Annotated in this window: 7 protein-coding genes and 3 tRNA genes; 7 read left to right on the top strand and 3 right to left on the bottom strand. The window is 47.8% G+C overall.

Annotation, left to right across the window (positions count from 1 at the left end):
* Positions 1 to 17: 17 nt before the first annotated feature.
* Positions 18 to 1760 carry a single-stranded-DNA-specific exonuclease RecJ gene (gene recJ, locus AKL11_RS13655; protein ID WP_067518316.1) on the top strand — a complete coding sequence of 581 codons (1743 nt, stop codon included), beginning with the start codon at positions 18 to 20 and terminating at the stop codon, positions 1758 to 1760.
* Between the two features lie 5 nt (positions 1761 to 1765).
* Here the strand turns inward: recJ and dinB are convergent, their stop codons facing one another.
* The gene (gene dinB, locus AKL11_RS13660) at positions 1766 to 2893 is read right to left on the bottom strand and encodes a DNA polymerase IV (RefSeq protein ID WP_067518319.1); all 1128 of its coding nucleotides are present in this window, start codon (positions 2891 to 2893) and stop codon (positions 1766 to 1768) included.
* Positions 2894 to 3084: 191 nt separating this feature from the next.
* On the opposite strand from dinB, the gene AKL11_RS13665 reads away from it, so the two are divergent.
* A complete protein-coding gene (locus AKL11_RS13665; RefSeq protein WP_067518321.1) occupies positions 3085 to 3684 on the top strand; it encodes a lysophospholipid acyltransferase family protein in 600 nt (199 codons plus the stop codon).
* A gap of 61 nt (positions 3685 to 3745) precedes the next feature.
* On the opposite strand, the gene AKL11_RS13670 is transcribed toward AKL11_RS13665, so the two are convergent.
* Positions 3746 to 4636, bottom strand: coding sequence for a hypothetical protein (locus AKL11_RS13670; protein WP_067518323.1), 891 nt, complete (start codon positions 4634 to 4636; stop codon positions 3746 to 3748).
* 162 nt (positions 4637 to 4798) lie between these two features.
* On the opposite strand from AKL11_RS13670, the gene AKL11_RS13675 reads away from it, so the two are divergent.
* Entirely contained in the window at positions 4799 to 5455 is a 657-nt protein-coding gene (locus AKL11_RS13675) for a response regulator (protein WP_067518325.1), read from the top strand.
* On the opposite strand, the gene AKL11_RS13680 is transcribed toward AKL11_RS13675, so the two are convergent.
* Entirely contained in the window at positions 5452 to 8943 is a 3492-nt protein-coding gene (locus AKL11_RS13680) for a hybrid sensor histidine kinase/response regulator (RefSeq protein WP_067518328.1), read from the bottom strand. The genes AKL11_RS13675 and AKL11_RS13680 overlap by 4 nt on opposite strands.
* A 371-nt stretch (positions 8944 to 9314) precedes the next feature.
* Between AKL11_RS13680 and acs the strand changes: the two genes are divergently transcribed.
* From acs to AKL11_RS13700, 4 genes are all read left to right on the top strand, one after another.
* Positions 9315 to 11264, top strand: coding sequence for an acetate--CoA ligase (gene acs, locus AKL11_RS13685; RefSeq protein WP_067518330.1), 1950 nt, complete (start codon positions 9315 to 9317; stop codon positions 11262 to 11264).
* Between the two features lie 136 nt (positions 11265 to 11400).
* Positions 11401 to 11477, top strand: a tRNA-Met gene (locus AKL11_RS13690).
* Positions 11478 to 11528: 51 nt separating this feature from the next.
* Positions 11529 to 11605, top strand: a tRNA-Met gene (locus tag AKL11_RS13695).
* Between the two features lie 57 nt (positions 11606 to 11662).
* A tRNA-Met gene (locus tag AKL11_RS13700) sits at positions 11663 to 11739 on the top strand.
* The last annotated feature ends 123 nt before the right edge of the window (positions 11740 to 11862 follow it).

The following is an 11862-nucleotide window of genomic DNA, read 5'->3' on the forward strand; positions in this document are numbered from 1 at the left end:
CAAGCCCTTACTATTGTATGCCTGTCAATATCATCCAACGTCCTTATGACTTGTCTTCTTGTGAATTCAGCCATGCTATCAATCCACTACTGGCACGAATTTACAGCGCAAGGGGCATCAGATCTGACAATGAGCTGCCAAAACAACTGCAGCAATTACACGACTACCGACAATTAAAAGACATTGAGCCGGCTGCAGAGATTCTTGCTAACGCCATTATCGAAAAGAAGCGAATTTTGATTGTTGGTGATTTTGACTGTGACGGTGCCACCAGTAGCGCTCTTGGTGTTTTGGCCATCCGCAGCCTGGGAGGCATTGCTGACTTTTTGGTTCCCAATCGATTTGAATTTGGTTATGGACTGACGCCTGAAATTGTCGAAGCAGCCACCGTGTTTAAGCCAGATGTTTTGGTCACAGTCGACAACGGTATTTCCAGCATTACCGGAGTTCAAGCGGCAAAAGACAAAGGCATGCAAGTGGTGGTTACAGACCACCACCTGGCAGGCAGAGAAATCCCGAATGCTGATGCCATTGTCAACCCTAATCAACAGGACTGCACCTTCCCCTCTAAAAACACCGCAGGCGTCGGGGTTATCTTTTATGTTATGTGTGCGGTCAGGACACACCTTCGCAATAAAGGTTACTTTGAAGAACATCCTCAGCCGAATCTGGCGGAATTGCTTGACCTTGTTGCCTTAGGTACCGTAGCGGACGTTGTTAAACTGGACGGCAACAACCGTATACTTGTGTTTCAAGGGCTAGCCCGGATTCGATCCGGTCGCTGTCGTCCCGGTATTACCGCCTTGATTGAAGTATCCGGAAGAAATCCAAACACACTCGCGGCTTCCGATCTGGGCTTTGCCCTTGGCCCTCGCCTTAATGCTGCTGGCCGGCTGGATGATATGTCCATAGGTATTGAGCTGCTGCTTTGTGATGATATTGAAAGGGCTCGGGAATTGGCTTCTGAACTTGACGGTCTTAACCGCGACAGAAAATCCATAGAAGGCAATATGCAAACGCAAGCCATGGCAGAGTTGGAAAAACTGCAGCTTGGTCAACAGTCAGACCTGCCTTGGGGCGTTAGCTTATTTCAGGAAGGCTGGCATCAGGGTGTAGTGGGCATTCTCGCTTCCCGAGTCAAAGAGAAACTGAACCGGCCAGTGATTGCGTTTGCTGAGGCAGATAACCCGGAAGGTGAACCTGAAATTAAAGGTTCTGCCCGCTCTATACCCGGCCTTCATATGCGGGATGCGTTGGACTGCGTTTCCAGAGAACACCCTGACTTGATTATCAAATTTGGTGGCCACGCCATGGCCGCCGGTTTAACCATTTGTAAGTCGGATTTCGATACCTTCAAACAGGCCTTTGACCGGGAAGTTCGGCAACAACTGACGACAGCTGACCTGCAAGCAGAAATTCATACGGATGGCGAGCTGCAACCGAATCAGATGACAATGGACACTGCATTCACTCTCCGGGAGGGCGGCCCCTGGGGGCAAAGTTTTCCAGAGCCTAGTTTTAATGGTGATTTCCAGATCATTCAGCAAAAACTGGTTGGTGAAAAGCATTTAAAAATGGTGCTGAGGCTGCCTGGTAGCGAAACCTGGCTGGATGCCATTGCTTTTAATATTGATAATCGCCAATGGCCAAACCCCAATATTCAAAAAATAAAAATGGTGTATAAACTGGATATTAATGAGTTCCGTGGCCAACAGAACCTGCAACTGATGGTTGAGCATTTAGCACCGGCAACTGAATAAGACATTTACCGCAATCCAATAAATTTCTTTTCAAAGAGCTCCAGCTGCTCCATCAGTTTTTCATCATTGATCGTCTGCAGACGAACGCCCAGGCCTAACAGTCTCACTGGGCGTTTGCCGCGCTCCCAGGCCCGGATCAATAACGTCGAGAAATGGTCAAACACACTGTCACCATTAACAGGCAAGCCTTCTTCTAAGGTCGTCTGAGTAAAATCGGCAAACTTCACTTTGACCACATGCTTGTAGACTTCATACTCTTTTTCAATAGTCTTAAATCGTGCCTGAAGCTCCTCAAGCAATGGCGTTACCTGGGCCGAAATTTCCTCCAATGAGGCCAGATCATGGTCGTAGGTATGCTCAACAGACAGGGATTTTCTTTTGCGACTGGTCTGAACTTCTCGATCATCCTGCCCTCTACTCAAATTCCACAGATGCTCACCAAAACTGCCAAACCAACGGCTCAATTCAAGAATGGAGTATTGTCGAAGCTGACCACAGGTTTTGATGCCTCTTTTGTTCAGTTTTTCTGCCGTCACCTTCCCTACCCCATGAATTTTTTTCACGGGCAGGTCAAAAATAAAGTCATTCACTTGATCTGGCGTGATCACAAAAAGACCATTTGGCTTTTTCCAATCACTTGCAATTTTGGACAGAAATTTATTGGGTGCCACACCTGCAGAGACGGTGACCCCCAGTTTCTGAAAAATTTTGCCCCGAATTTCTTCTGCAATTAACGTTGCACTACCCCGACAATGAGACGACCCAGTGACGTCCAGATAGGCCTCATCTAGGGACAAAGGTTCAATAAAATCAGTGTACTGACGAAAAACCTCATGAGCGACAGCCGACGCCTCTTTATATACAGAGAAACGTGGCGGAATGATTTTTAAGTCCGGACAAAGACGCAATGCCTGAGCAGATGCCATGGCGGAATGAACGCCAAAACGTCGAGCTTCGTAATTACAAGTGGCAATCACACCCCTTCTGTCGGAAGCCCCCCCGACAGCAACGGGTCGTCCTGACAACTTCGGATTATCACGTATTTCAATACTGGCATAGAAAGCGTCAAAATCGACGTGAATGATTTTTCGTTGAATTACCTTTTGTTCAAGGTTGGCATTACTGTCCATCATGTTTCAATCAGCTCAGGGATAAATACTGTATATACATACAGAACTGATTTGGCAATAGTTTTCCAAGTCTTCACATTTTCCCAGTAGCGAATACTCTTAACCTTTTACGAAGCTGTGCTCAAAGCCGTCCTTACACGACTGTTTTCAACACCGCTTCCGGAAGTTCAGGAAAGCAAGGCATATTCTTCACAATGCAAGTTACCATTTTTAACACGCCGGTTATCAGCTTTGTATTATCCGCAGCCGCAAAACTGTTTCTGAAATTGATGGGATGGACAATCGAGGGCAAAGCCCCACGACTGGCTCGCTATGTTCTGGTGGGCGCACCTCATACCAGCAACTGGGATTTTATCTATGGAATGGCCATTGGTCTGGCCACTGGCGTTCAATGTTATTGGGTAGGAAAGCACACGTTGTTCTGGGGACCCTTTAACTGGATTACCCGTTGGATGGGCGGCATACCGTTAGATCGCAACGGCCGCTGCAGTCGAGGCAGCCTGGTAGAGCAAACAGTCTGCACATTCAAACAACACCGTAAACTGGGTTTGGTGATCTGCCCTGAAGGAACTCGTGCCCGAGGGGAACGCTGGCGAACCGGTTTTTACCATATGGCGAAAAATTCAGGCGTACCTATCGTGCTGGCGTTTCTGGATTTCAAAGGAAAAACCGGCGGGTTTGGGCCAATTATCGATCCTAGTGACGATATGGAAAAAGACCTTTCCGAAATACAGGCATTCTACGCCAATGTTCATGGCAAATACCCCGAATGCTTCAGCCCTGTCTCACCATAATCACCACTACAAAACACGGCTTGCAATCCGTCTTTCGTCTACCGGCTCTCAATGAGTGTGTTTAGGATGGTGAACCTGCGTTATTCCTTTTGTGACATGGAATACATTTCTTAGCATCAGTATTTTCAGGAGTGTTAGCGGAAGGAAGTTTACTTAGATCCAGTTTTGGCTGTCCCGCTGTCAGATTACTTAATCGACAATTTTGCTTTGCTGGTGGTGGTGTTGCACCTGACGGTTTTAACCCTGTTGTTTTACCTTCCTGCTTGCCTTTTATCAGGCTGTTAACAGCAGCGCATATTTTTTTCCCATTCAGGTTGAGAAAGGTGTCCCAAAGATAGAAATTACTGACATCCGAAATCGGGGTCATCATTACCCTCTCAAGATACTCAACATTTTCCCCCTGATTATGCTTTAAGTCCCGATAAATAAATGGGCAGGCAACCAGACTCCCTACGCCGGCAGCAACAAGACAAACCAGAGGCTCGACCATAGAGAACGTCAATGCGGGCCCAAGTAAGTACCTGCACATCCAATCCGTCGCACGGTTATAGGCCACTTTACAGCTCACCTGCACTACACTCAGGGTATAATCAAAAAACGACTTGCCATCCTTATTGCCAGCAATACAGTCATACGCTTTCATACCCGTGGCATAAACAACGCCCGGTACCGACGCCAAAGGAATAACCACCACAGCAGTCACCAAATGCCCCACAAATGAGCCAACCAGTTGCACTCCCTGGTTGAGTAAAGCACCCGTAAACCAGAAGGAAGACTTCATAGCACTCCAGGCAGGGTGTGCTTCTCTGTAGCCGCGCAATCCTTTAAGCTCTTCACTTATTTTTTTCTGCCCTACATCAAATACTTGTTGATAGGGATACGGAGAATCATTCTTATTTGGTGGTATAGCGGGAACAGTATTAGGCGAACTTGGAGCTTGTAAAGAGAGCATTTGGATACCTGAACATTAAACTGTTTCCTAATATGACCGAACTAACAGTAGATAGTTCCAAGCTATGAAAATGCGCGCGTTATGAATAAACACAATTAATGGCGCACGAAAGTACAGTTATACAGGATTGAACCACTCACTAAATAATGGCAAGCTGACCTCATGGACTACACAATAATTATTGCGGATGATCACCCTTTATTCAGAACTGCACTGAAGTCCTCGGTTTTGCAAGCACTGGATGAACCGGAAATTCACGAGACAGGCAGCATAGCCGGTCTACAAACACTGCTTGAAAGCGCCTTATCACCAGACCTTATACTTCTGGATCTCAACATGCCTGGTGCTCACGGCCTTTCCGGACTGATTTTTTTACGGGGGCAGTACCCCAGCGTTCCTGTTGCCGTGGTGTCAGCCTCCGAAGATTCGCAGGTGGTTCATAAGGTAATGAATCACGGTGCAAATGGTTTCATTCCTAAATCGACCCCATTACACGATCTAAAAGATGCAGTAATTAACATTCTTCAGGGTGGAAACTGGTGGCCGGAGAACATTCAACCTTCAGAAGCCCAAGGTAAAAGTGATATTGAAACGAAGCTTGCTTCTTTAACGCCACAGCAGTTTCGTGTGCTTGGAATGATCAGTGAAGGGTTGTTAAACAAACAAATTGCTTATGATCTCAGCGTGTCTGAAGCCACCGTCAAAGCTCACGTTACCGCTATCTTCAAAAAACTGGGTGTGCGTAGCCGAACCCAAGCCGTAATCGCCATTAAAGAGCTGGAAATAGATCCACCCCCAATCAAGAAAAATCAAATTTAGTGCACCGTACTGTTAATACTGTTTAACAGAGCTCTCATCGCCGCTGGTTTTACTGGCTTTGCCAGATAAGCAATACCCAGTGTTCTACAACGTTGCCGAATACCATCCTGTTGATTGGCTGTAACCAGCACAGCCGCCATCTCGTACTCACTCTCATGGCGAAGCGCCTCTATTAGCTCAACCCCGTTGATTTCCAGTCCCAAATGGTAATCCACCATAAGCAAATCAATATGACCTTCTTGCAAAACCTGCCTCGCCTGTTCGTCATTATGGGCAATCGACACATCACAACCCCAACGGCTGAGTAAGCTACTCATCCCCGCCGCAATCTCCGGTTCATCATCAATACAAAGCACGTTAAGAGCTAAGTGTCTGGCAAGCTCTGTTGGACTGGGAGGCAGTTTTGCCACTGTTGTTCTTTGCGCCTTTGCGACCGCGATGGAAAAGATTGCGCCTTTACCCGGCTCAGACTTCAGAGAAATAGACGACTCAAGGATTCTTGAGATTCCCCGGGCAATGGAAAGCCCAAGGCCAAGTCCGTTCCCAGTCGAAGAGGCTCGCTGAAAGTCCGAAAAGATAATCTTTTGTTTATTTGCGGGCACCCCAGGTCCATTATCCCTGACTTCAATGGCAAGACGACCATCATTAAGGTGGCGACAACCAATCACAATCTTACCGACCGCCTCATAATGACCTGCATAGCGAAACGCATTGGTCAGAAAATTCTGCAACACTCTGCGCAGCAGCACAGGATCGGTACAAATCCATGACTGAGAATTGTGAACCCGAAAAACAATCCCACTGTCTTTTGCCAACCATTCGAATTCTGCCCTGAGGGTATCCAGCACCTCCGATACGGGTAGCTCACGACGACTTACGGTCATCTTGCCCGCTTCTATACGCGACATATCCAGCAAATCCGTTAGCAAGTGTTCTGCTGACTGCAGTGAATTGTTAATGTTATTTGCCAGCGTCTCCAATGAAGTGCCTTTTGCCTCTATTTCCATGGAAGACGTAAACAATCTGGCCGCATTCATCGGCTGCATCAAGTCGTGACTGATGGCTGCAAAAAAACGGGAGCGCTGATTATTCGCTTTTTCAGCCTGAGATTTTGCGCCTAAGAGCTGTACGTTTAACAAAGAAAGCGCTTTGGTGCGCTCCCGCACTCTCTGCTCCAGACGTTCATTGACGTTTTTCAACTCTTCTTCAACCTGACGAAATTCACTGATATCCGTGAACGTCATAACAAAACCACCACCGGGCATCGGGTTTCCCTGAATCTGAATCACACGACCATCAGGCCTTAAACGCTCAGAACGATGGGCAGTCCCCTGCCGCATAAAAGATAATCGTTTCTCTACGTGGCTCTCGATACTCCCAGCGCCACAAAGGCCATTGCGAGCATTGTGTTGAATGACTTCCGCAATAGGCCGCCCTACCGTGATCAAATCCGGAGGATAGTTAAATAACTCCAGATACTGATGATTCCAGGCCACTAACCTCAGATCACGGTCAACGACACTGACCCCCGTACTAATATGTTCAATCGCACCCTGAAGCAATTCACGGTTAAATTGGAACACCTCTGAGGCTTCTTCAACCATGGCCTGAACTTCTTCCAGCCCGACATTGCCCTGAACCAAGGACTTCATAACAATTCGAGCGGACGAAGCGCCAAGTGTACCCGCCAGAAGTCGTTCAATTGCCGCGATCAGCTGTGGTTCAGCCTGCTTATTTTTATCATCAAAATTTTTAAATAACCCACCGCCTGTGGGCTCATAACTTTGAATAACACCCAACACGCGATTTTTACTAACGAAGCGGCTGGCTAATTGCTCAAGTTCTCCCACCGTTACAACAACATCCAGGAACACACCATCTTCCGCCAGAACGGCATCGACAAATTTTCTGCTCTGTTTTTTCTCTTCAAGGCCAGGCCTAAGATAGAGACAGCCAAGAAGATAAATCAGGCAATTAAGCGTCAATGCAAGCAGGGTTGTACCAGACACGGTTTCCGTCAGTTCAAAACCGAAAAGGTTTGACGGCTTTAGCCAGAATTGCCCAAACAGACCATGAGTAACGAGGTGATGATTCAGCCAACCAAAATCCACCAGAACCGGGACAACAAGGCAGAAAAACCAGATAGAAATACCAGCAATAATCCCTCCGGTGGCTGCTTTGGCATTGCTATCTCTAAGGTAAAGACTACCAATAAGTACAGGTGCCAGCTGGGTAACCGCAGAAAACGACATTTGACCAATGGAAGCCAGTGACCCGGAGTCCGCCAGTAAACGATAGACCACCCATGACATCATCAATAAACAGACAATGGTTGTTCGTCTGACGGTTAACAACAGGCCACTGAAGCGATAAAAATCTTCAGGACTTCGCAAAAATTTCTGTTTGTTGCGCCACAACAGCAAAGGCATCAGAATTTCATTCGACACCATGGTGGTAAGCGCCAATGTAGCGACAATCACCATACTGATCGCCGCAGAGACACCACCAAGAAAAGCCAAAACGGCCATTGGCATGTTTCCCATCGCCTTTGGCAATTCGATAACATAGGCATCGCCGGGGACGGTGTCGCCTAATATTTGATTACCTACCTGCGCCAGTGGCACCACCAACAGGGTCAGTAACAATAGATAAGCCGGGAATAACCATCGGGCTTTATAAAAATCTTCGACGCGACTGTTTTCAACGACGGTGACATGAAACTGTCTGGGTAAACACAGGATCGCGGCCATGGCCATAATGGTCGGCATGAGCATCGTATCAAATATATTACTGGAGGCACTTGAACCTTGGGGCGACAACGTCACGGAAAAGTCCATTTGGTTGACGGCCTTCCAGGTGACCCAACCACCCACTAACAGAAAAACAGACAACTTGATCAATGATTCCAGTGCAATCGCCGTCATAATGCCATTTTGGTGTTCGGTTGCATCCAGCTTGCGGGTGCCGAACATAATCACAAAGATGGCCATGGTCAGGGTAATCACCAATCCCAGATCATCTCTGCTCCACTCACTACCAGCCCAACTGTCATTGGTTAATTGACCAAAACCCATCACCATCGCTTTCAGCTGCAGGGCAATATAAGGAAGAATGCCCACTACAAGAACGATCGTTACCAAAATAGCCATATAATGAGAACGCCCATGGCGGGAGGCAATAAAGTCGGCGATCGATGTTATGTTTTCCTGTTTGCTAACCGTAATCAGCTTAACCAGTAACTTCCAGAACAGAACAAAAACAAGAATGGGGCCAAGATAAATAGGAATAAACGACCACAGCTCTTCACTTGCCTGCCCCACGGCACCAAAGAAGGTCCAGGAAGTGCAGTACACAGCCAGTGACAAACTGTAGATATAGGGCTGCCAGCGCTTTCTAAAAGCTGCTCCCCGGTAATCACCGAACCAGGCGGCGACAAAGAGAATGGCCACATAGGCCGTTGCAATTAATGCAAGAATCCATCCAGACATAGCGACTTAATTTTTATTGGTTCTTATACCAATTCTGCTTTTAAATTATGGGCTGTGCAGTCATTTTATTCGGCTGGATCAGCGTTGAAGTTCCTCGCCATAGCTACAGCTATGACTCGTCACTTCGCCTTTATGCCCTTTGGGTATTGCCCAGTCGACCAAAATAACTTGCTCGCTCCAAAATTAAAAAGCGCCATTGGTATTATATCGTACTAAGGTCTAATACCAGATTCTGCCACATTCTCTAAACTGTCGACACTATTGATCATGCGTCACAAGTCGTCTTATCCTATATTGCACTGATAAAAATAAAAGCAAACCTTTTACCTGTATTGAACTAAATAACAATAACAACAAAAAAAGGATGCGTTATGTCTGACATCACCACCTACCCAATCAAAGATTCTGCCTTGGAAAATACGCTGGTCACCAATGAGCAGTATCTTGAAATGTACCAACAATCCGTCATCAACCCAGAGGGGTTCTGGCGGGATCACGGCCAACGCATCGAATGGTTCAAGCCGTTTTCGAAAGTACGTAAAGTCTCGTTCGATGATCACTTCGTCAGTATTAACTGGTTTTATGACGGCACCACCAACGCCTCCTATAACTGTCTCGATCGCCACTTGGAAGCACGTGGCGATCAACCCGCAATTATCTGGGAGCCGGATGAAGAAGGTGATGCAAGGATTGTCACTTATCAGGAATTGCATGAATTGGTTTGCCGTTTTGCCAATGCTTTGAAAAGCCAAGGCGTCAGAAAAGGCGATGTGGTGGCTATTTACATGCCCATGGTCGTTGAAGCCACGGTCGCCATGCTGGCCTGCAGTCGTATTGGCGCCATCCACTCGGTGGTTTTCGGAGGTTTTTCACCAGAAGCGTTGGCCGGTCGAATTATCGACTCCAATGCCAAGATTGTGGTGACCGCTGACGAAGGCGTACGTGGCGGACGAAAAGTGCCTCTCAAAGATAATGTCGATGAAGCCCTGACCAACCCGGATACACGCTCCATTGAGAAAGTGATTGTTTTCAAACATACCGGTGCCAATGTTGCATGGCATCGCCATCGGGATGTCTGGTGGCAGGATTTAACATCTCTGGCCTCTCCCCACTGTGAACCACGGGAAATGGACGCAGAAGATCCACTGTTCATCCTTTACACCTCCGGCTCCACCGGCACCCCTAAAGGTGTTTTGCACACCACAGGCGGTTATCTGGTCTACGCCTCAATGACGCATGAGTATGTATTTGACTACAAACCCGGCGAAGTGTTCTGGTGCAATGCGGATGTTGGCTGGATTACCGGTCACTCCTACGTCACCTACGGCCCACTATTAAACGGCGCCACCATTGTTATGCATGAGGGCCTGCCCAACTACCCTCACACCAACCGGGCCAGCAAAATTGTCGACAAACATAACGTTAATATTCTTTATATTGCTCCAACAGCAATTCGTGCCCTGATGGCAGAAGGTGACGCAGCGGTGGCGGGCACCCACCGAAGTTCATTACGACTACTGGGAACCGTGGGTGAACCCATCAACCCGGAAGCCTGGAACTGGTATTACAAAACCGTTGGTGAAGAACGCTGCCCCATCGTTGACACCTGGTGGCAGACAGAAACCGGCGCCGCCATGTTGACACCGCTACCTGGCGCAACCGATTTGAAACCAGGTTCCGCCACTCGACCTTTCTTCGGAATACAGCCTGCATTAGTGGACAACATGGGTCGTCTGATTGAAGGGGAAGGAGAAGGTAATCTGGTCATTCTTGACAGCTGGCCCGGACAAGCACGCACCGTATTCGGCGACCATGATCGTTTTGTGCAAACCTACTTCTCAACGTTTAAAGGCATGTATACCACCGGTGATGGAGCCAGAAGAGACAGTGATGGCTATTACTGGATCACCGGACGAGTGGACGATGTGATAAACGTCTCCGGTCACCGAATGGGAACAGCAGAAATCGAATCAGCCATGGTTGCCCATGCGCAGGTTGCGGAAGCCGCAGTGGTTGGGTTCCCACACGACATTAAGGGACAGGGCATTTATGTCTATGTCACTTTGAACATTGGCACAGAAACCAGTGATGATCTGAAAAAGAATCTCAAAGCCTGGGTCAGAAAAGAGATCGGGCCGATTGCCACACCGGATGTTATCCAGTGGGCGCCAGGCTTACCAAAAACCCGGTCCGGTAAAATCATGCGAAGAATTCTCCGTAAGATTGCCGCTGACGAGTTTGAGAACCTTGGGGATACATCGACCCTTGCCGACCCTGAAGTCGTAAACCAGTTAATCGCTAACAAAGCGGTTGCCAGTTAACTATAAGATGATCGTCGTACGGTATCACCAAGGCTCGAATCTCTTGTTGGTACCGTACAACCACCTCCTTACCTTCCCTCACAAAGCTTTCCCTTGACAATGCGACCAGCGTCCCTATAATTCGCCTCTCTTTTGGCGCGGGATGGAGCAGTCTGGTAGCTCGTCGGGCTCATAACCCGAAGGTCGTTGGTTCGAATCCAGCTCCCGCAACCAATAGAAAATAAGTTGATGTACTTTCCAGAAGATCAACTGTAGAGTTTTTGTCGCGGGATGGAGCAGTCTGGTAGCTCGTCGGGCTCATAACCCGAAGGTCGTTGGTTCGAATCCAGCTCCCGCAACCATATTTAAAGCAGTTGATACCTTCTTTTCCAGAAAAAGAAACAGCTGAGCAGTTTTGTCGCGGGATGGAGCAGTCTGGTAGCTCGTCGGGCTCATAACCCGAAGGTCGTTGGTTCGAATCCGGCTCCCGCAACCATTTTTAAAAGCAGTTGATGTTCTCTTTTCAGAAAAAAGAATCAGCTGAACAGTTTTGTCGCGGGATGGAGCAGTCTGGTAGCTCGTCGGGCTCATAACCCGAAGGTCGTTGGTTCGAATCCAG

The sequence above is a fragment of the Endozoicomonas ascidiicola genome (assembly GCF_001646945.1).
Lineage (GTDB): Bacteria > Pseudomonadota > Gammaproteobacteria > Pseudomonadales > Endozoicomonadaceae > Endozoicomonas > Endozoicomonas ascidiicola.